We start from the raw sequence: 25,725 nt of genomic DNA, 5'->3' as shown, positions 1-25,725 counted from the left end.
CTAAGGTCACCTCTTATTCATCCGATTCAGCAGTTTCAGGCTCCGTAAAGAGCGGCTCTTCGTCGTCTTCTTCAAGTTCTCTCGGATAGATTCCAAGCTCTCTTGCGTCTGTTTCGCTCTTAATATCAATCTTCCAGCCTGTCAATTTAGCAGCTAAGCGTGCGTTTTGTCCTCTTTTGCCAATCGCCAGAGACAGCTGGTAATCAGGAACAATAACAGTTGTCGCTTTTTCTTCTTCATTCACGATGACATCCAGCACTTTCGAAGGGCTGAGCGCATTCGCGACAAATTCTACAGGGTCATTCGACCAGTTGACAATGTCAATTTTTTCACCTTTTAATTCATTGACAATCGCCTGAACACGCTGGCCTTTAGGACCGACGCAAGAGCCTACCGGATCCACATCAGGATCATCTGTGCGGACAGAAATTTTCGAACGGTCGCCTGCTTCTCTGGCAACAGATTTCAGCTCCACAGTTCCATCATAAATTTCTGGCACTTCGATTTCAAATAAACGCTTTAAGAGGCCTGGGTGTGTTCTTGACACATAAATCTGCGGGCCTTTCGTCGTTTTTTCTACTTTTGTGATATACACCTTAATGCGGTCATGAGGCTTATAGCTTTCATTCGGCATTTGCTCATTAACCGGCAGCAAGGCTTCAATTTTTCCTAAAGACACATAGATAAACTTGTTGTCCAGGCGCTGGACGATACCTGTCATGATGTCTTCTTCACGGTCAATAAACTCAGAATAGATCACACCGCGTTCAGCTTCGCGCACACGCTGTGTCACGACCTGCTTCGCTGTTTGGGCTGCAATGCGTCCGAAATCCTTAGGCGTTACTTCAATCTCTACAACATCGCCCACCATATATTCCGGATGGATGCTTTGCGCCTCTTCGATTGAGATCTCCAGTCTTTGATCATATACCTCATCAACGACATCTTTTCTTGCGAATACACGGATTGAACCTGTTTCACGGTTCAAATCCACCCGTACATTTTGCGCCTGATTAAAATTGCGCTTATAAGCAGAAATTAAAGCAGCTTCGATTGCTTCAATGATAATTTCTTTGCTGATGCCTTTTTCTTTCTCAAGAATGGTGAGAGCATCTAATAATTCACTGCTCATGTTAACGGTCTCCCCCCTTAAAACTTATATTCATTAGAATGTTACAGCTAATCTTGCGTTAGCTATTTTTTCATACGGAATATCGATCCGTTTCTTTCTTGTTTTGATTGTCATCTCAACTGTCACTGTTTGTCCATCAAATTCAGCCAGCTCTCCTTCAAACACTTTTACACCGTCAATCGGCTCATAGGTCTTAATGTATACATTTTTCCCTAGTGATTTTTCAAAATCGGCTTTTTTCTTTAATGGACGCTCAGCTCCCGGGGATGAAACCTCAAGAAAGTAATTTTGGCTGATTGGGTCTGCCTCATCAAGCTTCTCGCTTAGAGCTTCGCTTACTTTGGCACATTCCTCAATATCCACACCGTCATCGGAATCAATAAACACGCGAAGGAACCAGCTTTGACCCTCTTTGACGAATTCAATGTCAACGAGTTCAAGCTGAAGGCTGTCTACGATTGGCTGAGCCATTTCTTGAACGGTGTCAGTCACTTTTTTGCTCATGTTCTTCCTCCTTGTGCTGTCGATATCATATTCGTCTCGTCACTCTGCATAAAAACCCTGCTTCAAAAGAGCAGGGGCTTTAAAGTAAACGATGAACATGTCGAGACAAAATTGTCTTGTTCAATACAAAAGAGCGGGTTTCCCCACTCTTTGCCTCGGTAATCGTTAGCATTTCCAATAAAACTATACCATAACCATATTTTTATTGCAAATGGATATACGTTTACCTTTACGCTGTTAAGCTGATCACAGGGGCTCTCATCATACGATTGCACTTTTGCCGCACATGTATGCATAAAAGCAGAATTTCTTAAGAAATTCTGCTTTTATATGCTAAAACAGCGATAATTGGTTTTGATCCGGCAATGACTCCAAACAGCCGTGACGATCTAAATACTCTAAAATCGTTTTTGATACTTTCCCTCTCTTTTGCAAATCTTCTTTTGAGAGAAATTCTCCTTCTTCACGGGCCTTTACAATATTTAGAGCGGCGTTCGTACCTAAACCAGGAATAGAATTAAACGGCGGGATCAGGCTGTTGCCGTCAATAATAAATTCCGTTGCACTGGAGCGATATAAATCGACTTTTTGGAACGAATAGCCTCTTTCACACATTTCCAGCGCTAACTCTAATACTGTGAGAAGGTTTTTTTCCTTCGGTGACGCATCAAGCCCTTTGGAGTTGATATCCTCCATTACAGCTTTGATTGCAGTGGAGCCTTTGATCATCGTATCGATATCAAAGTCGTCTGCACGAACGGTAAAATAAGCCGCATAATACAGTAGCGCGTGATGCACTTTAAAGTAAGCAATGCGGACTGCCATTAATACATAAGCCGCGGCATGGGCTTTCGGGAACATGTATTTAATCTTTTTGCAGGAATCGATATACCAGTCTGGGACATTGTTATTTTTCATTTCTTCTTCCCATTCAGGCGTTAAACCTTTTCCTTTACGCACAAATTCCATGATTTTAAACGCCAGTGACGGCTCGAGGCCTTGATAGATTAAATAAACCATAATGTCATCACGGCAGCCGATCACCTCACTCAGCTCACAAATATTATTGTGAATGAGTTCTTGCGCATTGCCGAGCCATACATCTGTACCGTGAGACAGCCCTGAAATCTGAACGAGCTCAGAAAAGGTTGTCGGCTTTGTGTCTTCAAGCATTTGCCGGACAAAGCGGGTTCCGAATTCAGGGATTCCCAGGGTGCCCGTTTTACATCCTATCTGTTCCTGAGTGACACCGAGTGATTCGGTTCCTTGGAAGATTTTCATTACTTCAGGGTCATCCGTCGGAATCGTTTTCGGATCAATGCCGCTTAAATCTTGGAGCATACGGATTACCGTCGGATCATCGTGCCCCAGAATATCAAGCTTCAGCAGGTTGTCATGAATGGAATGGAAGTCAAAATGCGTCGTTTTCCATTCAGAACCTGTCGCATCTGCCGGAAACTGAATCGGAGAGAAATCATAAATATCCATATAATCAGGAACTACGATAATACCGCCAGGGTGCTGTCCGGTCGTCCGTTTTACACCTGTACAGCCCTGCACAAGCCGGTCGATTTCGGCGCCGCGCATATGGAGATTATTGTCGCCGGCATAGCCTTTTACATAACCGTAGGCTGTTTTTTCTGCAACCGTACCGATCGTTCCCGCACGATATACGTTGTCTTCTCCGAACAATACTTTTGTATAATTGTGGGCCTGCGGCTGATATTCCCCAGAGAAGTTCAAATCGATATCAGGTACTTTATCTCCTTTAAATCCCAGGAACGTTTCAAACGGAATATCGTGCCCGTCTTTTTTCAAAGGCGTTTTGCAATGAGGACACATTTTGTCAGGCAGATCAAAACCTGAGCCGACAGATCCGTCATTAAAGAACTCAGAATGCTGGCATTCAGAACATATATAGTGCGGCGGCAGCGGGTTCACCTCTGTGATCTCAGTAAGTGTCGCAACTAAAGAAGAACCTACCGATCCCCGTGACCCTACCAGATACCCGTCATCTAGAGATCTCTTTACGAGTTTATGAGAGATCAAATAGATAACAGCAAAGCCGTGGCCGATGATACTTTTTAATTCTTTTTCAATACGCGCTTCAACAATTTCAGGGAGCTGCTCTCCGTAAATGCTTCGTGCACGCTGATAGCTCATTTCCCTGATCTCTTCATCAGCGCCTTCGATTTTCGGCGTATATAGATCATCTTTAATCGGTTTGATGTCTTCGATTAAAGATGCAACCTTTTGTGTGTTGGTTACAACGATTTCCTTCGCTTTTTCTTCCCCTAAGAAGGAAAAAGCTTCAAGCATTTCATCTGTCGTTCTGAAATGCACTTTCGGAAGTTCATGTCTGTTCAGCGGATTCGCGCCGCCCTGTGAGGATACTAAAATCTTTCTGTAAATTTTGTCCTCATCATTCAAATAATGAACATTTCCTGTTGCAACAACAGGTTTATTAAGCTTTTCACCGAGTTTGGTGATATTCGTTATGATTTCTTTCAGCGATTTTTCATCGCGAACCAGTTCTAGCTCAAGCAAGTGGCGGTATACCTCAGGCGGTTGAACCTCAAGATAATCGTAGAATGCTGCAACATCTTCCACCTCTTCCGGCGACTTTTGCATCATGCCTTCAAAAACCTCTCCTCTGTCGCAGGCGGAACCGATCAGAAGGCCTTCCCTGTATTTCTCAAGCTGAGATCTCGGAATACGCGGCACTCTGTAAAAATAATGAATATGAGAAAGTGAAACGAGCTTAAATAAGTTTTTCAAGCCTGTGCTGTTCACCGCCAGCACCGTTGCATGATAGGGTCTTGACCTTTGATAAGCGTTGGATTGACCCATATTTTCATTCAGCTGATCATGATACTGAATACCCTTTTCAGCAGCATCCTCCAGCATTTTCATAAGCAAATAAGCGGTCGCCTCGGTATCATAGATCGCACGGTGGTGCTGTGTAAGTTCAATGTTAAACTTTTTACATAGTGTGTTCAGACGGTGATTCTTAAATTCCGGATAAAGGAAACGGCCGAGCTCCAGCGTATCAATGACAGGGTTTTTTGCTTTCTCGACTTGGAGAAGCTTTTTGAAAGCAACGTTTAAAAATCCCATATCGAAGCTTGCATTATGGGCAACGAGAATGTCATCGCCAATCCATTCTCTGAAATCTCTTATCACGTCTATTACATCCGGCGCGTCGACCAGCATATCATCAGTGATGCCTGTCAGTTCAATGATAGTCGCTGAAAGCGGACGATGCGGGTTGGCAAATGACTCAAATTTATCAATGATCTCCCCGCCTTTCACTTTTACAGCCGCCAGTTCAATAATTGTATCGTACACAGCGGATAGTCCGGTTGTCTCGACGTCAAAAACAACATAGGTTTCTTCATCAAGCAAACGGTGTGCGGGATTATAGGCAATCGGCACCCCGTCATCCACGATATTTGCTTCCATTCCATAAATCATTTTAATTCCATGTTTTTGGGCAGCAGAATACGCATCTGGGAAGGATTGAACGACAGCATGGTCAGTCAAAGCGATCGCCTCATGCCCCCATTTTTTCGCCTGTTCGACAAGCTTTCCGATGCCTGTTACAGCATCCATTTGGCTCATTGGGGAATGCAGATGCAACTCTACCCTTTTTTCTCCTTCAGGCGCTGTATCCTCACGGGTTTTTGCTTTTATTTCATTTACATCGTTTGCAATCATGACCAAATCTCGGACAAATGTATCGTTTTGAATGCTTCCGCGCGCTTTTACCCACATACCTTTTTTCAGAGACTTCATGAGGGCCGCATCTTCTTTTTCTCTTGCAAACATTTTAATTAAGATACTATTTGTGTAGTCAGTAATTTTAAAGATGCACAGCGTGCGCCCGCTTTTCAGTTCTCTGGTTTCCACATCAAACACATAACCCTGAACCGTAATTCTCCGTTCCTCGTCCATTATGCTGTCAAGTGTTCTGATTTCCTCGTTATCTTTAATTTGATAGCCGATGACAAGGGGTCCTGAAGGAACTTGATCTTCATCACTTTCTTTATCTTTCTTTTCCATTTCAATTAACGCCTGCATCGCCCGCTCTTGGTCTTCAGCTAGCTTTTGCTCCCGAAACTTTTGTACTTCTTGATCAGATACAAATATTTCAGCATCAAGCTGAAAATCTGGAAACCCAAATTGACGGTATCCCGCTTGAATCATCGCACTGTATTTGTTCTTAAGAGCAGATGCTTCTGTATCCGTTTTTGTTTTGACAATCAGTTTGTTGCCCTTCAGCTTCGGTTTTTGCTGGCTTAAGAGACTGATAATCGGCGGTGAAATGCCTTGCAGCTCTTCAATGCAGCGTGTCCAATAATCCTGCACGAGACCTTCGTCAACCTCGGCATCATGCACTGCGATTGAGGACGTCACTTTTGCAATATGGGCAAACGATTGAGTCAGCCTCATGGTTAACATGTCATATATTTGATAAGGCAGCAAAGATTTAAATTTAAAATGAAAATGCCAAGACTTAGACGCTTTGTGTATCGTCAGCTTTTCAATCTCGCCATCTTCAAAGTATGTCATGAAGGTATCATCTGTCATATTAATCTGCTGCAGAAGAATTTGAAACTGCCTTCTGTTTACTGATAACTGTTCCATTAAGACAGTATTCCCCCCTTAAAAACATCATAAGTGAAGGTACCTCAGGCAATGAGGTACCTTCTATTATTTCTATTTTAACATGTTTTTTGATAAATCGTTATGGTGTTTACTGCTTGCTGATAAAAGCAGATAACTCATCAACAGAAACTTCTGTTGACTCACCCGTTTTGCGGATTTTAACCTCTACAATACCTTCATCAGCCCGTTTGCCGACAGTAATACGGATTGGAAGACCGATTAGATCCGAGTCAGCAAATTTTACGCCGGCGCGTTCCGCCCGATCGTCATACAGCACTTCATAGCCTTTCGCTTTTAAATCAGCGTACAGCTTTTCAGCCAATTCTCTTTGCGCATCGTTTTTGATATTCAGCGCAAGAATATGAAGATCATACGGCGCCACGCTTTTTGGCCATATTAAACCTTTTTCGTCGTGATGCTGTTCAGCAATGGCAGAAAGGGTTCTGGAAACACCGATTCCGTAACAGCCCATCAGCATTGGCTGCGCTCGTCCGTTTTCATCTAAATATGTTGCATTCATCGCTTCAGAATAACGAGTTCCAAGCTTAAAGACTTGTCCGACTTCGATTCCTTCTGCAAAACGGATCGTGCCTTTACCGTCTGGTGACGGATCGCCTTCCTTAATAAAACGAAGATCTGCAAATTCTTTAATTTGCGCATCCCGGTTTACGTTAACATTTTTATAATGATAATCTCCTTCATTCGCACCGGCAACAGCATTAACCATTGCTTTAACAGCGACATCTGCATAGACGTCAATCTCTTGATTCACACCGATAGGTCCGACAAAGCCAGGCTCTGTTCCAAGCTGCTGAACGACCTCTTCATGAGAAGCAAGTTCCATAACCTCTGCATGCAGGAGATTCTTCACTTTAATATCATTTACTTCGTGATCCCCTCTTACAAGCACCAGAACAAAACGGTCATCCGCTTTAAACAATACCGATTTAATGCAGGCTTCAGCCGAAACCTGTAAAAATGCAGTCAGCTCATCGATCGTTTTCACATTAGGAGTGTGCACTTTTTCTAAAGCGATAGGCTCTTCATTTGAAGGGACTTCCTGATAAAGAACTTCAGCCATTTCGATATTGGCCGCATATTGGGATTCATCAGAGTACGCAATGGTATCCTCTCCGATTTCAGAAAGCGCCATAAACTCATGTGTATCTTTTCCACCCATGGCGCCTGAGTCAGCGATAACAGGTCTTACATTAATGCCGCAGCGGGCGAAAACATTAGAATACGCGTTGTACATTTTTTGATATGTTTCATCCAAGCTCTCTTCGGAAGCATGGAAAGAATAAGCATCCTTCATAATGAATTCGCGGCCTCTTAATAAACCGAAGCGCGGGCGTTTTTCATCCCTGAACTTAGACTGGATTTGGTACAGAGTCAGAGGGAGACGCTTATAGGATTTAACCTCATCGCGAACGAGTGAAGTGATCACTTCTTCATGCGTTGCCCCTAAAGCAAATTCACGGCCGTGACGATCTTTAAGTCTCATCAGTTCAGGACCGTACGTATACCATCTGCCTGATTCCTGCCATGTCTCAGCCTGCTGCAGCGCGGGCATAAGCATTTCTACAGCGTCGATTTTTTCCATTTCCTCACGGACAATCTGCTGAATGTTTTGAATAACCTTATACGCAAGAGGCATATAGCTGTATACCCCGCTCGTATTCTGTCTGATAAATCCTGCTCTTAGAAGAAGCTGATGACTTTTCGCTTCGGCATCAGCTGGTACTTCACGGAGCGTAGGAATAAGCGTCAAGCTTTGTCTCATTTCTTCGCACCTCTGATTGATTTACTTTTCATTTACAAAAACAGCCGCTGGATATCGTTCCATGTAACGACCAGCATAAGAAGCATTAGGAAAGCGACTCCGATAAACACCACAAAGGCTTCTTTTTCTCTGTTGATCGGTTTGCCCCGAATCGCTTCTATAAATAGAAACAACAGTCTTCCGCCGTCAAGAGCCGGAATCGGAAGCAGGTTGACGATACCAAGGTTAATACTTAAAAACGCAGCAAACTGGAATAAATTAATGATTCCCGTCTTTGCCACTTGGTCTGTCATATCGTATATGCCGACAGGACCTGAGAGCATATCAATTTTAAATTGTCCTGTCACTAATTTACTGAGATTCGTTAATATCGCTTTTGTAACATCAACAGTTGATGTTGCACCGTAAGCAACGGCTGAGAGAACGCCTTTCTCAGTCGGCGCGTAAGAACCAAAGCGGCCGATTGTTTTTTTGTTCTCGTCTTTAACGGCTTCCGGAGTAACTGAAATGTGGAGCGTTTTGTTATCTCTTTTTACCTCAACGTCAATTTCTTTATCCGGGTTTTCTTTTACCGCAGAGACAATATCGGTCCAGGACCTCATCTTCTCTCCGTTAATGCTGTGAATGTAATCTCCTTCTTTTAGCCCTGCTTCGGCCGCCCGTCCGTTGTCTGTCAGCTGTCCAAGCATAGGCTCATTTGACGGAACACCCTGAATCAGCCCAAGCATCACTAAAATGACATAAGCCAAAATGAAATTCATAATCGGGCCTGCGGCAATCGCCTTAATTCGCTGCCACACAGGTTTGGAACCAAATTGGCGGTTATACGGCGCGATCTGCACTTCTTCTCCGTCCACAATGAAAAAGGAGGTTTCACTCACAGTAAAGCTGGAAAGCTCATCCTCTTTCCCCTGTTCATAGCCGGTGATCTTCATGTCATGCTCTAGGTCCGCCGTTTCCACCTCGATGATTAAAGCATCCGGGTATTTTTCCTTTTGATTGATGATGACTTTTTCAACCTGATCCTCTTTGTTAAAAAGTAGCCCGATCGTGTAGCCGGGTTTCACTTCAATCATTTCCGGATCCTCTCCGGCCATGCGGACAAATCCGCCGACCGGAAGAAGTCTGATCGTATACACCGTTTCATTTTTTTTGAACGAAAAGATTTTTGGACCAAAGCCGATCGCAAATTCACGGCACAGAATTCCCGCTCTTTGGGCTAACAGCAAATGGCCCAGTTCATGGAAGAAAACGAGCGTTCCGAAAATAATGATAAACGCTATAACTGTATTCACGAACATACCACCTTATGTGAGTATTGAATTGACGTATCCCCGGGTATCTTTGTCCACTTCCTGAATGTCTGCCAAGCTAGGCTTTTGAATAAGCTGATGGCGGTTTAATGCCTTTTCGATACAGTCTTCAATCGCCAAAAACGATATCTTGCCGGCTAAAAAGGCGGCGACAGCCACTTCATTTGCCGCGTTTAGCACAGTCGGCATTGTTCCTCCTATTTTACCTGATTCAAAGGCAAATTGTAAGCAGCGGAACCTGGCAAAGTCAGCTTTCTCAAAATGAAGACTGCCGATTTCCCACAGCTCGAGTCTTTTGGCGTCTGGCAATGGCAATCGGTCGGGATAGGTGAGCGCATATTGAATCGGAACCCTCATATCCGGAGTGCCAAGCTGTGCAATCACACTTTTGTCATGAAACTCTACCATGGAATGGATGATACTCTCCTTATGTAAGACCACATCGATTTGTTCATATGGAATATCGAAAAGCCAATGCGCCTCAATCACCTCTAATCCCTTATTCATCATTGTAGCCGAATCAATCGTGATTTTTGCACCCATTGACCAATTCGGGTGCTGTAATGCATCTTCAATTGTAACTGATTCGAGCTGCTCCCGCGTCTTGTCCCGAAAACTTCCGCCGGATGCCGTAATGATGAGGCGATCAATGTTTTTAGCCTGTTCGCCTTGTAGCGCTTGAAAAATGGCTGAATGCTCACTGTCAACGGGCAGCAGCGGAACATTGTATTTCTTAGCATGTTCTTTAACTATATGCCCGGCAGTGACAAGAGTTTCCTTATTTGCAAGCGCAATTGTTTTTTTCTGTTCGATCGCCTTTAATGTAGGGATGAGACCGACACTTCCAAGCAAGGCATTGACAACAATATCGACTTCCTCCATAACTGCCGCTTCAATCAGGCCTTCTTCTCCAAGCCCGATTTGGCAATCAAATGCAAAAGAAACTTGTTTTAATTTGTGATATGTATCCAGATCACCGACAGATACAAACTTCGGCTGAAAGGCCTCTATCATCGGCACGGCCTTATCAATATTTTTGCCGAACGACATAGATATCAGCTGAAATTGGTCTTGGTGCGTACGCAATACATCAAGAGTCTGTTCGCCGATTGATCCTGTTGCTCCTAAAAGACAAATATTTTTCAAAGTGCCACTACTCCTATTCTTTTTGCTGCATAATCAGTCTCATATTCATATTAGACTTTTTTATGAAAAAAGGGCAAGCAGAAAGTACAAGAAAGGCATGACAAACAAAAAACTGTCAAAACGGTCTAGCACCCCGCCATGCCCGGGAAGAATCTTCCCAGAATCCTTTACCTCGTAATGTCTTTTCAGAGCGGATTCTACTAAATCCCCAATCTGTCCGAAAACAGACAAAAACAGCGTGATCAAAAGCAGATAGAAATATGGGATCGGCAGGTTTGCGACAAGCTGAAAAATTGTCGAGAGTACAAGTGCAATGACAATTCCGCCTACAAATCCCTCAACTGTTTTATTAGGGCTGATTTCAGGCCACAGTTTTCGTTTACCAAGCGACTTCCCGACAAAATATGCACCGGAATCAGTCGACCAAATCACGACACAGGCATAAAAGATGTATGTCAGCCCGTGCTGATCAAGGTTTCTGATTTCAATAAAATAATGAAAACACATTCCGATGTAAATCGTTGCAAGGGTAATAAAGCCGACTTCATCAAAGGTAAAAGTGTTCTTCACCAATACTGTGTACGTCAATAAAATAAGTACTGCGAACAAAGCCGCTTCAATTTTCGAGATACCAATCGCTTCAAAAAAAGAATACTGGCTTGGCATTAAGAACATCCACAATAATAAAAGACTGATCAATCCCGGCAGTGAAACAAGCTTAAGTTTTTTCATCCGCAAAAGCTCAAAAAGCGCTACACTGCCCATTGCATAAACTAATATGGTGAACGGCAATTCCCCGACAATAACTAAAAATAAAAATACAATTGCTGCCAGAACACCTGTCAAAATTCTTTGTTTCATGTCCACCATCCTCTAAATTCCGCCAAACCTCCGGCCCCGTTGCTGATATTCTCCTAACGCCTGCAAGAAATGATTTTCTTTAAAGTCAGGCCATAGGACGTCAGTAAAGACAAATTCACTGTAGGCAACCTGCCAAAGCATAAAGTTGCTTAGTCTAATCTCGCCGCTCGTTCGGATTAAAAGTTCAGGATCCTGCAAAGATTCAGTCATTAAATGTTTAGAAAAAAGCGATTCATCAATGTCTTCTATATTCAAAGAACCCTCCTTGACTTTTTCCGCGAGTGTTTTTGCAGCAGTGACAATTTCAGTACGTCCCCCATAGTTGAGAGCAAAATTAAGAATCAACCCGTCATTTTGCGCCGTATCCTTTACAGCCTTTTCAATCGCACGCATTGTGTGCGGCGGCAAGGCTGATTCATCTCCTATAATCCGGACCTGCACATTCTCCTCAACAAGCTCCGGGAGATACGTATTTAAAAATTCTTCAGGAAGCTTCATCAAAAAATCAACTTCCATTTTCGGCCGCTTCCAGTTTTCTGTTGAAAATGCGTACAAAGTCAGTACTTTGACACCCAATTCGTTAGCAAGCTTTGTCGTCCTTTTAACCACCTTCATTCCTTCATGGTGGCCTGCAATTCGGGGAAGAGAGCGTTTTTTAGCCCAACGGCCATTTCCATCCATTATAATGGCGATGTGTTCGGGAATTTCTCCCTTAAGTATGTCTTCTTTTGTATAGCGTTCTAAGTTGGAAGCCGCAGTTTGCTGGTTCTTCCAATTTTTGAGTATGTTGAGCATGAGATTCCTCCGTCACCCAAAAAGGTTGCATTCCCTGCTGATAACGATGTAATCAACAGTATTAACAAAAAAACCCCCTGTAAACATGAGAGGGTCTTTTCACTATTATCTATTGTACATAGTTTTTCATTAAACTTCCATGATTTCTTTTTCTTTGTCTTTTGTGACACTGTCAATTTTTGACACATATTCATCTGTCAGTTTTTGAACATCTTCAGTGGAAGCACGCAGTTCGTCTTCAGTGATGTCTCCGCTTTTCTCAAGTTTTTTGAGATCATCGTTCGCATCACGGCGTACATTTCGCACAGCCACTTTCGCGTCTTCAGCATATTTTTTTACAACTTTGACTAATTCTTTACGTCTTTCTTCTGTTAACGCAGGAATCGCAATGCGAATCATATTGCCGTCACTCGTTGGCGTTAAGCCTAAATCCGCTTTTAAAATTGCTTTTTCGATATCTCCGATTGCTGACTTGTCGTATGGTGTTATAACCAGCATACGGGCTTCAGGCACGTTAATAGAAGACAGCTGATTTAAAGGTGTCTGTGCTCCGTAATATTCAACTGTTACTTTATCTAATAAAGATGGGTTCGCACGGCCTGCTCGTACAGTAGCCAGTTCACGCTGATAAGCAGCAATTGCTTTTTCCATTTTTTCTTTCGTTTGTGTTAATACTTCTTTTGACACGTTATTTCCCCCTCACGATCGTTCCGATTGATTCGCCTGTCACAGCGCGTTTAATATTTCCTTCTTCCATAATAGAAAAGACGATTAGCGGAATGTCATTATCCATGCATAAAGATGATGCTGTTGAATCCATAACTTCCAAACCGTCTTTTAAAACGTCAAGGTAAGAAAGCGATTCATATTTAACAGCTGATTCATCTTTTCTAGGGTCAGCATTATACACACCGTCAACATTGTTTTTAGCCATTAAAATAACGTCTGCTTCAATTTCAGCAGCCCGCAGTGCAGCTGTCGTATCAGTTGAGAAGTATGGGTTCCCTGTGCCCGCAGCAAAAATCACGACACGTTTTTTCTCTAAGTGGCGTATCGCTTTTCTTCTGATGTATGGTTCAGCAACTTGTCTCATTTCAATGGATGTTTGCACTCTGGACTGGATTCCGAGTGTTTCTAAGCTGTCTTGAAGAGCAAGCGAGTTCATCACTGTGGCCAGCATCCCCATATAGTCAGCAGTTGCACGGTCCATGCCCAGGTCACTTCCTGTTTTTCCGCGCCATAAGTTGCCGCCGCCTACTACAACAGCCACTTCGACTTCAAGCTCAGCGATTTCTTTCACTTGCTTTGCAATGGATTGAATGACAGTAGGGTTAATTCCGTTACCCTGTTCCCCTGCCAATGCTTCACCGCTAAGCTTTAATACGATACGTTTGTATTTTGGTTTTTCCATAATAACCTCCAAGTGTAAACATTGCCGTTTTCTATTATGCAAGAGAAAAAAAGGTTTGTAAATATAGTTTTAAAAATAGGGAACACAAAGTGTGTCCCCTATACTGCCTGAAAAGACGCGACTTGATCGCGAAATCTTTTCACCATTATTTTTTCACTTGGTTCATTACTTCTTCAGCAAAGTTTTCTTGACGTTTTTCGATACCTTCTCCAACTTCATAGCGAACGAAAGTTTCAACAGTTGCGTTTTTCGCTGCAACAACTTGTTTCACTTTTTCATCTGGGTTTTTAACGAATGCTTGGTCTAAAAGACAAATTTCTTCGAAGAATTTGTTCAGACGGCCTTCAACCATTTTCGCTACGATGTTTTCAGGTTTTCCTTCTTGAAGAGCTTGCTGAGTTAAGATTTGACGCTCATGGTCTGTTTCTTCTGCTGATACTTGGTCACGAGAAATGTAACGAGGGTTAACCGCAGCAACATGCATTGCGATATCTTTTGCAGTTTCTTCGTCAGTTGTACCGTTAAGAACAGTTAATACGCCGATGCGTCCGCCCATGTGAAGGTAAGCACCGAATGCAGAGCTGTCGTCTTTTGTAAGAACAGCAAAGCGGCGAAGAGTGATTTTCTCACCGATTTTAGCTACTGCACTTGTAATGTACTCTTCTACAGTAGATCCGTTGTCCATTTTTTGTCCCATTGCTTCTTCAACATCTGCAGGAGTGTTTGCAAGAAGGTGGTCAGCTAATGTGTTAAGAAGCTCTATGAAGCCTTCGTTTTTCGCAACGAAATCAGTTTCAGAGTTTACTTCTAAAATAACACCTTTGTTGCCGTCAGTTTTAATAAGAGTTGAACCTTCTGCTGCGATACGGTCAGCTTTCTTCGCTGCTTTTGCAATTCCTTTTTCTCTAAGAAGGTCAATTGCTTTGTCCATATCTCCATCAGTTTCAGTTAACGCTTTTTTACAATCCATCATACCCGCGCCAGTTTTTTGACGCAGTTCTTTTACTTGCTGTGCAGTAATAGCCATTTGTATTCCTCCTTATATGTTTAAACAAGATATGTATCATTACATTTTTCTTGAAAAAAGGTGATAAAAGGCAGTCCCTCTTATCACCTTTTGAATAGGTTACGCAGTTGTTGTTTCTGTTTCTGGTGCAGTATCTTCAGCAACTTCCGCTTCTTCTTCGCCTTGCTTCGCTTCTAAGATTGCATCTGCCATTTTAGAAGTTAGAAGTTTAACAGCGCGGATAGCGTCATCGTTCGCAGGAATTACAACATCGATTTCATCAGGATCACAGTTAGTATCTACAATTCCGATGATAGGGATGTTTAATTTGCGAGCTTCAGCAACAGCGATGCGCTCTTTACGAGGATCGATGATGAATAATGCATCAGGAAGATCCTTCATTTCTTTAATTCCGCCTAGGAATTTTTCAAGACGCTCTAATTCTTTTTTCAATTGAACGACTTCTTTTTTAGGAAGTACTTCAAACGTACCGTTTTCTTGCATTTTTTCAATGTCTTTAAGACGTTTAATACGTTTTTGGATTGTTTCAAAGTTTGTTAATGTACCGCCCAACCAGCGTTGGTTGACATAGTACATGCCAGAGCGTTGAGCTTCTTCTTTAACAGAATCTTGAGCTTGTTTTTTTGTTCCAACGAAAAGGATTCTTCCGCCTTCAGCAGCAAGATTTTTAGTGAAGTTGTAAGCTTCCTCTACTTTTTTGACTGTTTTTTGAAGGTCAATGATGTAGATTCCGTTACGCTCCGTGAAAATATAACGCTTCATTTTTGGGTTCCAACGGCGTGTTTGGTGACCGAAGTGAACACCAGCTTCAAGCAATTGCTTCATAGAAATGACTGACATGTTATTTCCTCCTAATATAATGGTTTTTTTCCTCCGCTTAGGTCATTTTTGTGCAGAACTGCCGCCTGCAGCACCCTCTGCATAAATCGTTAAGCGTGTGTATTTAACACCAAGACATAATATAACACAGCTTTATGCGACAATCAAGAATCCTTTACAGCTTTGGAGCGAAATTTTAAAAATAGCTCGATTTCTGTCTTTCCGCTCTTCAATTTCTGAGCAATTTCACCAGCTGAATATCCCTGCTCATGTAATGCCATAACTTGATCTTCAAATGATCGGGCATCGCTGTTTACGTTCTCTTCCGTCCTCTCAACCTCATTGATGAGACCTTCGATATGCTCGGGAAGAGTGTTATCTTCTTCCTGAACAGCATTCCGCTCTGAATGTTGTTCAGCGTGCAGATGCTCCGTCTTCTGTTTTTCTTCAGTTTGACTAGAAGCTGCATCCAAGTTGTCTATCAACTTCTCATTTTCTTCTTTTAATTCAAGAAGAAATGCCGCAAGTGTGTTCTCCGTCTCTTCCAGCATCTTCTTTTGCTGTTTTTCTGTTTCTTTCACAGCTGCGAGCCTCATATACAGGATGATGACAGCGTACAGAAGAACGCCGTGAAGCGTGAAGCTTAAAAGCCATAATAGTGTTGACATGTTTTTCACTCGCTAATCATGAGAATTCTTTATTGAATTACTTTTTCCAGCAGATTCTTTAATTTAAATAGTGCCTTTGAATGTATTTGTGATATACGGGACGTAGAAAGATTCAATACCTGTCCGATTTCTGTCAATGTCAATTCCTCTTTATAGAACAAACTGACCACAAGCTGTTCTTTCTCAGAGAGTTCGTGAATCTTGTCCGCAAGCTGCGCAATCAGTTCATCTTTCATGATCTTTTCTTCCGGCGGGACATTTTTGTCATCTCTGATCATGACCTGGATGTTTTCCCCGTCATCCTGATCATGAAGCTTTTCGTCAATTGACAGCAGGTTTGCAAAAAAACCTTCATTCATTGTTGACACTACATCCTGTTCCGTCATTCCGAGTTCCTCTGCAATTTCTGCGGGCGATACATTCCGAAGGTAGCGCTGTTCAAGCTTTTCAATCGCCGCTTCTACCTTCTTTGTTTTTTCACGCGAGGTTCTGGGCAGCCAATCCTCTTTACGAAGCCCGTCAATAATTGCACCGCGAATTCTAAACGAGGCGTAGGTATCAAATTTTAAGTCCCGGCTAGGGTCAAATTTTTCAAGGGCATCATATAAACCAAGCATACCAAGGCTCATAAGATCGTCTTTATGCACCGATTTTGGCAGTCCGACAGAAATTCTGCCTACATGATATGTGACAAGCGGCATATAACGGCGCATTAAATCATCACCGGCCTTAGGATCTTTCCACTCTTTCCAGCGCGACCAAAGCACCTGATCTTCATAATTCAAGGATTGCATTGTTATCCCCCTAATACCTTAATTAAATCGTTTTTTCACCTTGTTTAACAGTTCGAATATGCAGCATGCAGGACTTCGGTTCAAATTCTATCGTCCGGCCGCTTGAGCCGCCCGTATCTTCACTGATAATCGGAATATTATATAATGACAGCTGTTCCTTTATCGCTAAGACATTTCTCGGTCCGATCTTCATCAAATCATTCGTCATTTTAAATTTAAACATCTCTGATCCACCGGCAAGCTTTGCTTTTAACGCAAACTTTCGGCAGCCCGCTTCTACCAGCATATCAATCGTAGCTTTTACAGCGGTATCGGCATATTTTGCCCGATTGAGTTCAGCTGTTTTGGATAACGTCGAATCCGGCAACATGACATGAACAAGCCCCGCCGTTTGCTTTTCTTTATCGTAAAGCACCAGCCCCACACACGACCCTAAACCAGACGTCCGGATCGAATCCGGGAAGCGGGCAATCTTCACGTCCGCAATTCCAACCTTTACAACAGCAGCCTCAGTCGTACTCATAATGAAGCACCCAAGGCAACAAAGAGCTTTTCAAATGAATCATAGTCCGGCAGCATAAACATATGCGCTTTTAGCTCCTGCTGATGGCTTTGATCAAAAATTGACGTGTCAACAACAATTGCATGTTCCCCAACCTGACTGAGCTCCATCAGACCTTCACTGATGACAGCACCGAACATGTCCAGTGAAACTTCTGGAACACTCGGGTAAAGCTGGAGTTTCGTCAAATCAGCCAATGCCGTTAAATATGATCCTGCTAAAATATTGCCCAGTTCATGCAAAGCGGAAGAACTCATATGATCTTCACCCAAATTTTCAATATCAAAATCCGGGTTGCCTATCAGCTCTCTGATAAACTGTTCCGCCTGATAAAAAGGCATTATAAAGAACATCGAGCCCGTCAAATCGCCTTCCATTCTTAAAAAAATGCTGGCGACCGGCATTTCTGCTCCGCCGAAAAAGTCTACAAGTTCATCAAACGATAATAACTTTGCAAACGGGACTTCCATATCAATCTTTCTATTTAACAGCTGGGCCATTGCAGAAGCAGAGTGGCCGGCTCCGATATTGCCGACTTCCCGCAAAATGTCCATCTGCTCTTCTTTGATTCCATTAAAAATACTCATGTCATAACCCCTTTAAGATTAAGCTTGATCGGGCACAGCGGACTGAGATGATTCTTTATCCAAAACCGCATTTGCATCAATAATATTTAAGAGCCTGTTCTCTTGTTTTACAATCTGTTTGATCGACACATACGTGTCTTTTTGAACACTTTCTGGAGCGGACTCTATTTCACTTTCCTGTACTGTTATGACATCATTTGCTTCATCCACTATCCAGCCGACTTCAATATCACGATAAGCAATAATGATAATTCGTGTTTCATCGGTAATTTCATACTCAGGCAAGCTGAGACGCTTTCTTAAATCAATAACTGGAGTCACCACGCCGCGCAAATTGATCACTCCGCAAATATAAGGCTCAACCCCTGGCACTCTCGTCGGCTTTTGCCATTTCTCAATTGATTTCACCTGAGTGACAGAAATGGCATATTCTTTGCCGTTTACCATAAAGACAATCATTTTTTCGCCTGTTTTAATTTCTGCAGTCATGTGAGACACCTCCTCGTATGGTTAAATAATCAGTGCGTTACAATCGATAATGAGCGCTACTTCTCCGTCTCCTAAAATAGTAGCTCCGGAAATTGCAAAGACGTTTGTTAAATAATCTCCGAGTGATTTCAGCACAACTTCCTGCTGGCCAATAAAGGAGTCCACCACAAATGCAGTAGGTTTGTCGCCTTTTTTCACGACAATGATATGGAGCTGTTCCGCATCTTGTCTAGTATCTTCTATTTTAAACTCTTCTTTTAAATAAACGACAGGGACAATATGGCCTCTAAAATCGATGACTTCACGGTCATGCGTTTGCAGAATGTCTTTTCTATCGATAACGGCCGTTTCAATTATAGAAGAAATCGGAATCGCAAATGTCTCTTCTTCTAATTTGATCAGCAGAACTGAAATAATGGACAATGTAAGCGGAAGCTGGATGCTGAATAGTGATCCTTGTCCTTCTGCAGATTTCACACTGACTGAACCGCCGAGTGATTCGAGTTTGTTTTTTACAACATCAAGTCCGACGCCCCGTCCGGAAATATCCGAAATTTGATCAGCTGTAGAGAACCCCGGAGCAAATATCAATTCATAAATTTCATTGTCTTCTAATGTTTCAGCTTCTCTTTCTGTAATGACACCGCGCTCAAGCGCTTTTTCAAGGATTTTTTTTCGATTAAGGCCTGCTCCGTCATCCTCCACTTCAATAAAGACGTGATTTCCGCTGTGATAAGCTTTCAGCACAACTTTGCCAGACTCAGGTTTCCCTTTTTGCAAACGCGTTTCCGGAGACTCAATCCCATGGTCAATACTGTTTCTGATTAAGTGAACGAGCGGATCTCCAATTTCATCAATTACTGTTCGATCAAGTTCTGTTTCCGCGCCGATGATGGAGAGTTCGATTTTTTTATTCAGCTCTTTTTGAAGCTGGCGAATCATTCTCGGGAAACGGTTAAAAACGGTTTCAACCGGAACCATTCTCATGTTGAGTATAATAGACTGCAAATCGCCGGAAATTCTCGTCATTCGCTCTACTGTTTCAGTCAATTCATTGTGCTCAAGCTCTTTTGCAATCTGCTCAAGACGCCCGCGGTCAATGACAAGCTCTTCAAACAGGTTCATTAAAGAATCAAGTCTGTCAATATTGACACGAATTGTTTTAGATCCGCCGGCTGTATGCTTCGACTGTTCATCGTTTTTAGCAGGCTGCTTTTGTTTGTCCTGCTTAACAGGTGTCTGTGCAGCAGCTGGTATATCCGCCTGAGGCTCTTCCGGTTTTTCAGCTGGTTGTAAAGGCGAGCCCTGAATAATTTCAACATGCTCAACCTCTGAAACTCCGTTGATGATCTGTTCAACGTCTTCAGCCGTTTGATTCGTTAAGAAGCAAACCTGGAAGTCAGTGCCGAAATCTTCCGTCTCCAGCACTTCCGCACTCGGTATTGTTTTGGCTACCTCTCCGATTTCATTTAGCTTTTCAAAAACCATATATACACGGACTGCTTTTAACATACAGTCTTCTTTCAGAGAAATTGTAATTTCATACCGTTTGAAACCCTGCTCCTCTGCTTCTTCTATTACTGTTCGTTCAAACTCATCATATTCCCAGTCAGATGCTGAACCCTTCGCTTCAGCAGGTTCCGCTGAAGCAGCAGTCTCAGCATGCACACCGTTCACGTCAAGCTTTGCGCTCACTTCAGAGATGTCTCTTTTACCATCCCCGCCGTCAATAATAGACTGAACCATTGCTTCCAGATGATCCAGAGCTTCAAACAAGATATCCATCCAGTCTGATGTAACTGCCATATCTCCGTTTCGAAAAGCATCCAATACATTTTCAAGCAAATGGGTTAAATGGGCTAAATCCGTATAACCCATTGTTGCACTCATTCCTTTTAGTGTATGGGCAGCCCTGAATATATCGTGGATGAGCTGAAGATCTGTCGGGTCTTTCTCTAAAAGGAGCAGCTTTTCATTACATGTTTGTAAATGTTCTTTACTTTCATCAATAAAGACATCTAAATATTGATTCATATCCATTTGAATCACACCCTCTCTTTTTTCACACAGCTTGTGATGGATGCTGCGATATCTTCCACATGTTTAATTTCATGAACGAGGCCCGCCTTAACGGCTGCTTTCGGCATCCCAAATACAACACAAGATTCTTCAGACTCTGCAATGGTTTTCACATTGCCGGACGCAAGCATGTCCTTAAGACCGGCAGTACCGTCGCTGCCCATTCCAGTCATAATGACCGCTACTTTTTCATAGTCTGCAAGTTTGCCGACAGAACGGAACAAGTAGTCTGCTGATGGTTTGTGACGGCTTGGTGTATCGTGATTATCAAGCACGATTTTAAGGCTGCCGCTGTTTTTGATAACGGATATGTTTTTTCCCCCCGGAGCTATGTACACACAGCCGTTAATAGCTGCTTCTCCATCTTTTGCTTCCTTTACATGAATGTCAGACAGATGGTTCAGCCGATCAGCCAGAGAAGCAGTAAAACCTTCAGGCATGTGCTGTACAACGACTACAGGCGCGTTTAAATCTTTAGGAAGCTTTGGTATTACCTTTTGAAGCGCCCTTGGGCCGCCCGTTGACGTGCCGATACAAACAATATGTCTGTTTGGACCAGATTTTGGCTGACTCCATACTGGCTTAGCGATGGGTTTAGGTTTAGGCTCAGGCCGAATGACCGTCGGAGCCGCAGCTTTTTGGTGAGTAGAACGTCCAGCCGCGATGACCCGCTCAACTAATTGTTCTTTAATTTTGTATAAATCTAGAGATATAGAACCAGATGGCTTTGTAATAAAATCAAAGGCTCCTATCTCTAAACAGTTAATCGTGCACTCTTTTCCTTGCTGGGTCTGACTTGAAACCATAATAACCGGCAGCTGATAAATCTCAATAATTTTCCGTAGTGTGTCTGTTCCATTCATCACCGGCATTTCAATATCAAGTGTAATAACATCCGGTTTCAGCAACTCTATCTTTTTAAGTGCCTCTTCTCCGTTTCTCGCAGTTCCGATTACTTCTATCTGCTTTTCCTCGGTTAGAAAATCACTTATCATTTTTCTCATAAATGCCGAATCATCAACTACAAGCACACGAATCAAATTAAGCCCTCCTCATTAAAAAAGAAGATAATTTCTCAATAAATGTCTGTTTTTCTTCTTCGTGTCTAGTTTCTTCTCTTTCAAACAAGGCGTCCGCTAAGAGACGGACTGACCGGCTGGCTTTTGCCTGAGGACTTTTTAATAAAAAAGGAACCTGTTCGACAACTGCTTCGCTCACGATCCCGTCGTCGGGGACTGAACCGGCAAACTGAACTGCTTCGCCTAAAAACATCTGAATGGTCCGGGAAAGGCGGGTAAAAGCGTCAAGCCCTTCCTTTTGACCACGGCACCGATTGACTGCTACTTTCATTGAAAGCTGATTTCCTGTCAGAGCGAGATGTTTGACAGCGCTGTATGCATCCATAATGGCTGTAGGCTCCGGGGTTGTTATGATCAAAATGTCTTCTGCTGATAAAATAAAAGGCAGCTGGTCTTTTGATAAGCCCGCCCCCATGTCAAACAGTACATAATCGAACTGACTTAACGCATGAGAAAGCTCATTAGCAAAAAAGGTCCATTTTTTCTGGTCCAGCTGAAACATCACATCCAGCCCAGTTCCGCCAGATATATACCGTAGACCCTTTGGCCCTGTAGATATGGATTGCATAAAAGGCTTGCGCTCAGTTAGAACATCAATAATCGTGGCGGAGGATGAGTTTCCCATTAATATATCAATGTTCCCCATTCCGATATCAAGATCAATAAGCAGTACCTTCTTACCTTTATTCTGCAGCGCAAGAGCCATATTTAAAGTGATGTTGGATTTTCCGACACCGCCCTTGCCGCTGATGACTGCAAGTGTTTTAGCTTTCTGTTCAAAAACAATCGGCAGATCGCGCTGACGCTTCTTCATTTTCGCCCGTAAAGTTGCTGCTTGGTCAAATCTGTTCATCTGCACAGCATCCCTACAAACTCCCGCGGCGAGACTGTCTGTATATCCTCCGGCACATTCTGACCGTTTGTGATAAACCCGGCGCCTATCTTCGATTCTGCCAGTATACTGAATACAGAGCCTAATGAAGCAGTCTCATCTATTTTAGTAAAGATAAACTGATTGACAGGAACAGATGAAAAACGTCTGACAACTTGTTTCATATCTTCATACTTTGCAGTCGCTGACAAAACGAGAAATGACTGAATGCTGCTTTCAAAAGGAATCGTCTCTTTCAGTTCATCAATATATTGCTGTTCTCTGAAGTTTCTGCCTGCTGTATCGATAAATACATGATCATATTCAGCAAATAATTCTTTCGCCCGCTGAAATTCCTCTTTTGTATAACAAACTTCCAGAGGAGCCTGCAGCAGCTCGGCATATGTTTTCAACTGTTCAACAGCTGCAATCCGGTAAGTATCTGTTGTAATAAAAGCAATTTTTTTCTGTTTTTCAAGCAGAGAAGACGCTGCTAGTTTTGCAAGCGTTGTTGTTTTTCCCGCACCCGTCGAACCAAACAGCACGATATATTTCGAATGAATGGGCTCCTGCCACTTGTTTGCTGGAGGAAGTGCCTCGCACAGAATATCCTGAAGTTTACCGACCACGTTTTCTTCCGTCAGTCCGCCCGATTCAACAGAGAATTGCAGTATTTTTTTCATAGTACTGGTCTTAATTGATTCATTAACACCGGTTTCATCCAAAAGCAGTTCAGCTTTTCTGAGCGATTCAGGAAGTACGGATTGATAAGCTGAAAAATCGCCTGGCTCAGATTGAGCAGGCATTTGAGGGGTTATCCTCTCCTCTATTTTCGGACTGCTGACAGGTGATTTTGACGTTTGTTTCGGCTCTGCTGCCTTTTCAGCTGTCTTTTTCTCGAGAAAATCTTGATCCAATACGGCAATTACTTCAACAGCCGGTTTTTTTATAAGCCCGAACCATTTCCGCTTATTGATTTTTTTAGAATTTAGTATAACCGCTTCATTGCCTAGTTCTTTTCTGATAAGAAGTGCCGCTTCTTGCATTGAAGCAGCAGTAAATTTTTTGATTTTCATTAAATATCCACCACTCCAATGCTTTGAACTTCGACATTAGCCTCAAGCTCGTTATAAGAAAGAACAGGGAGATCTGGAAAATATCGTTCCAGAAGCTGTTTCACATACATCCTTACAGGCGGCGAGCAAAGAAGGATCGCAGTTTCTTGCCGTATTGAGAGCTGTTCGGCTTCTTTTGCAACAGAGCGCACAATACTTTCCGACACATCAGGTTCAAGCGACAAATAGTTCCCATGTTCTGTTTGCTGTACGCCGTCAGCAATTGCCTTTTCTACACGGCCCGAACAAGTGATAACTTTTAACACTTCATTTTCTTTGGCAAACTGGGCAGTAATTTGCTTAGCCAGCGCCTGCCTTGTGTACTCTGTCAAAAGATCAGAGTCTGTTGTCAGTTTTCCATAATCGGCAAGCGTTTCAAAAATGGTTACCAAATTGCGGATTGAAACTTTTTCTTTTAAAAGCTTAGCCAGCACTTTCTGAATATCTCCGACAGATAATGGATTTGGCGTAACCTCTTCCACTAGGACCGGATACGTTTCTTTCAAATGATCAATCAGCTGTTTCGTCTCCTGTCTGCCGATTAATTCATGAGCATGCTGCTTAATTTTCTCTGTAATATGTGTTGAAACAACTGAAGCCGGATCTACAACTGTATAGCCCAACATGTCAGCTTCATCCTTCACCGATTCACCAATCCATTTGGCTGGAAGTCCAAACGACGGTTCTACTGTCTCGATCCCTTCAATCAAGTCGTCTTCAGGCGTAGGCGACATTGCTAGATAATGATCTAGTAATAGCTCGCCTTTCGCTACTTCATTTCCTTTAATTTTCAATCGATATTCATTGGGCTGCAAAGCAATATTGTCTCTGATACGCACGACAGGAATGACAAGCCCAAGTTCCAGCGCAAGCTGACGGCGAATCATCACAATCCGGTCTAATAAATCCCCGCCCTGATTAGCATCCGCCAACGGAATCAGGCCATAGCCAAACTCGAATTCTATCGGATCTATATGCAGAAGCTGTACAACACTTTCAGGGCTTTTGAGCTCGTCAACTTCAGCCTCTTCCTCAAGAATCTCATCCACTTCTTCTTTTTCCTTGCCTGTTTTAGATAGCGTATAACCGCCAAAAGCAAGCAGACCTGCAAGCGGCCCTGTTAGGAAAATACCAATCGGAGTAAACAAGCCAAGAAGCAGAATGGTTGCTGCTGTAACATATAAGAGCTTTGGATAAGCGAACAGCTGGCCTGTGATGTCATGACCTAAGTTTCCTTCGGAGGCTGCTCTTGTCACGACAATACCTGTAGCTGTAGAAATTAAAAGTGCCGGAATTTGCGATACAATTCCATCCCCTACAGTCAGCATCGTAAAATGAGAGGCGGCCTCTTGTATCGCCATGCCTTGCTGCAGCATACCGATAATGATTCCGAAAATGCTATTGATCATGACAATAATAATTCCGGCAATTGCATCACCTTTCACAAATTTGCTGGCACCGTCCATCGCACCGTAAAAGTCTGCTTCCCGAGCTACTTTTTCACGGCGGTGTTTCGCTTCCTGTTCATTGATCATGCCTGCATTTAAATCTGCATCAATACTCATCTGTTTCCCCGGCATTGCATCAAGCGTAAATCTTGCCGCAACCTCGGAAACACGTTCCGCGCCCTTTGTGATGACGATAAACTGAATAATAATTAAGATAATAAATACAACAAGTCCGACTAAAACATTTCCGCCGACAACGAAGTTACCGAAGGTCTCAACAACCTTCCCTCCTTCACCGTGCGAAAGGATCGAACGCGTCGTGGACACATTCAAGCCCAGACGAAATAAGGTCAAAAGCAGCAGCAGAGACGGAAAAATCGAAAACTGCAGCGGTTCTTGCATATTCATTGTGGTGAGAAGCACGATCAACGCAAGAGAAATATTAATAATGATCAAAATACTTAACAGCCATGGAGGAAATGGTATCACCAGCATTGCCACAATGAGGACAACACTTATTAAAACGGATAAATCTCTTGTTGACATGCTGTTTTTTCTCTCCTTTTGAATCATA

22 protein-coding genes are annotated in these 25,725 nt (G+C 42.8%); all 22 read right to left on the bottom strand.

Annotated features, from left to right (window positions below; translation table 11 throughout):
- Positions 1-13: 13 nt before the first annotated feature.
- Positions 14-1,132: a transcription termination factor NusA gene (gene nusA, locus NSU16_RS08905; RefSeq protein WP_010334282.1), complete on the bottom strand. Its 1,119-nt coding sequence runs from the start codon at positions 1,130-1,132 to the stop codon at positions 14-16.
- A 33-nt stretch (positions 1,133-1,165) separates the two neighbouring features.
- Complete coding sequence (rimP, locus tag NSU16_RS08900; RefSeq protein WP_010334281.1) at positions 1,166-1,636, bottom strand: ribosome maturation factor RimP; 471 nt, start codon at positions 1,634-1,636, stop codon at positions 1,166-1,168.
- 333 nt (positions 1,637-1,969) lie between these two features.
- Positions 1,970-6,283, bottom strand: a complete 4,314-nt coding sequence (locus NSU16_RS08895; protein ID WP_326217441.1) for a PolC-type DNA polymerase III — start codon at positions 6,281-6,283, stop codon at positions 1,970-1,972.
- Between the two features lie 109 nt (positions 6,284-6,392).
- A complete protein-coding gene (gene proS, locus NSU16_RS08890) occupies positions 6,393-8,087 on the bottom strand; it encodes a proline--tRNA ligase (protein ID WP_286058530.1) in 1,695 nt (564 codons plus the stop codon).
- Positions 8,088-8,119: 32 nt separating this feature from the next.
- Positions 8,120-9,388, bottom strand: a complete 1,269-nt coding sequence (gene rseP / locus NSU16_RS08885) for an RIP metalloprotease RseP (RefSeq protein WP_286058531.1) — start codon at positions 9,386-9,388, stop codon at positions 8,120-8,122.
- A gap of 6 nt (positions 9,389-9,394) precedes the next feature.
- Positions 9,395-10,546, bottom strand: a complete 1,152-nt coding sequence (gene dxr / locus NSU16_RS08880) for a 1-deoxy-D-xylulose-5-phosphate reductoisomerase (protein ID WP_010334278.1) — start codon at positions 10,544-10,546, stop codon at positions 9,395-9,397.
- A 60-nt stretch (positions 10,547-10,606) separates the two neighbouring features.
- A complete protein-coding gene (cdsA, locus tag NSU16_RS08875) occupies positions 10,607-11,416 on the bottom strand; it encodes a phosphatidate cytidylyltransferase (RefSeq protein WP_168747846.1) in 810 nt (269 codons plus the stop codon).
- A 3-nt stretch (positions 11,417-11,419) separates the two neighbouring features.
- Positions 11,420-12,202, bottom strand: coding sequence for an isoprenyl transferase (locus NSU16_RS08870; RefSeq protein WP_029441264.1), 783 nt, complete (start codon positions 12,200-12,202; stop codon positions 11,420-11,422).
- Between the two features lie 129 nt (positions 12,203-12,331).
- Positions 12,332-12,889 (bottom strand): ribosome recycling factor, encoded by a 558-nt coding sequence (gene frr, locus NSU16_RS08865; protein WP_010334276.1) that lies wholly within the window; start codon positions 12,887-12,889, stop codon positions 12,332-12,334.
- 1 nt (position 12,890) lies between these two features.
- Positions 12,891-13,613: a UMP kinase gene (gene pyrH, locus NSU16_RS08860; RefSeq protein ID WP_010334275.1), complete on the bottom strand. Its 723-nt coding sequence runs from the start codon at positions 13,611-13,613 to the stop codon at positions 12,891-12,893.
- Positions 13,614-13,758: 145 nt separating this feature from the next.
- The gene (tsf, locus tag NSU16_RS08855; RefSeq protein WP_029441263.1) at positions 13,759-14,640 is read right to left on the bottom strand and encodes a translation elongation factor Ts; all 882 of its coding nucleotides are present in this window, start codon (positions 14,638-14,640) and stop codon (positions 13,759-13,761) included.
- A gap of 99 nt (positions 14,641-14,739) precedes the next feature.
- On the bottom strand, positions 14,740-15,480 hold the full coding sequence (rpsB, locus tag NSU16_RS08850; protein WP_010334272.1) for a 30S ribosomal protein S2: 741 nt from the start codon (positions 15,478-15,480) through the stop codon (positions 14,740-14,742).
- 143 nt (positions 15,481-15,623) lie between these two features.
- Complete coding sequence (locus NSU16_RS08845) at positions 15,624-16,127, bottom strand: Swarming motility protein SwrB (RefSeq protein WP_168747844.1); 504 nt, start codon at positions 16,125-16,127, stop codon at positions 15,624-15,626.
- Positions 16,128-16,156: 29 nt separating this feature from the next.
- Positions 16,157-16,921: an RNA polymerase sigma-28 factor SigD gene (gene sigD, locus NSU16_RS08840; RefSeq protein ID WP_010334270.1), complete on the bottom strand. Its 765-nt coding sequence runs from the start codon at positions 16,919-16,921 to the stop codon at positions 16,157-16,159.
- Positions 16,922-16,943: 22 nt separating this feature from the next.
- The gene (gene cheD / locus NSU16_RS08835) at positions 16,944-17,444 is read right to left on the bottom strand and encodes a chemoreceptor glutamine deamidase CheD (protein ID WP_024121416.1); all 501 of its coding nucleotides are present in this window, start codon (positions 17,442-17,444) and stop codon (positions 16,944-16,946) included.
- On the bottom strand, positions 17,441-18,070 hold the full coding sequence (cheC, locus tag NSU16_RS08830) for a CheY-P phosphatase CheC (protein ID WP_024121415.1): 630 nt from the start codon (positions 18,068-18,070) through the stop codon (positions 17,441-17,443). The genes cheD and cheC overlap by 4 nt, the downstream gene beginning before the upstream one ends.
- Before the next feature lie 18 nt (positions 18,071-18,088).
- Positions 18,089-18,559, bottom strand: coding sequence for a chemotaxis protein CheW (cheW, locus tag NSU16_RS08825; RefSeq protein WP_010334267.1), 471 nt, complete (start codon positions 18,557-18,559; stop codon positions 18,089-18,091).
- Between the two features lie 21 nt (positions 18,560-18,580).
- Positions 18,581-20,599, bottom strand: coding sequence for a chemotaxis protein CheA (cheA, locus tag NSU16_RS08820; RefSeq protein WP_268449590.1), 2,019 nt, complete (start codon positions 20,597-20,599; stop codon positions 18,581-18,583).
- 5 nt (positions 20,600-20,604) lie between these two features.
- Complete coding sequence (gene cheB, locus NSU16_RS08815; protein WP_168747840.1) at positions 20,605-21,678, bottom strand: protein-glutamate O-methylesterase CheB; 1,074 nt, start codon at positions 21,676-21,678, stop codon at positions 20,605-20,607.
- A gap of 1 nt (position 21,679) precedes the next feature.
- Positions 21,680-22,576, bottom strand: a complete 897-nt coding sequence (locus tag NSU16_RS08810) for a MinD/ParA family protein (RefSeq protein ID WP_339192522.1) — start codon at positions 22,574-22,576, stop codon at positions 21,680-21,682.
- The gene (locus NSU16_RS08805; protein ID WP_339192521.1) at positions 22,567-23,664 is read right to left on the bottom strand and encodes a flagellar biosynthesis protein FlhF; all 1,098 of its coding nucleotides are present in this window, start codon (positions 23,662-23,664) and stop codon (positions 22,567-22,569) included. Before NSU16_RS08805 ends, NSU16_RS08810 begins: the two co-directional genes overlap by 10 nt.
- Positions 23,664-25,697: a flagellar biosynthesis protein FlhA gene (flhA, locus tag NSU16_RS08800; RefSeq protein ID WP_244956488.1), complete on the bottom strand. Its 2,034-nt coding sequence runs from the start codon at positions 25,695-25,697 to the stop codon at positions 23,664-23,666. The genes NSU16_RS08805 and flhA overlap by 1 nt, the downstream gene beginning before the upstream one ends.
- Positions 25,698-25,725: the final 28 nt, after the last annotated feature.

Origin of the sequence: Bacillus sp. FSL K6-1003 (assembly GCF_037964945.1) — a bacterium.
Classification (GTDB): domain Bacteria; phylum Bacillota; class Bacilli; order Bacillales; family Bacillaceae; genus Bacillus; species Bacillus mojavensis.
The sequence above is the reverse complement of the archived record's forward strand: the minus strand, read 5'-3'. Positions and strand labels throughout refer to the sequence as shown.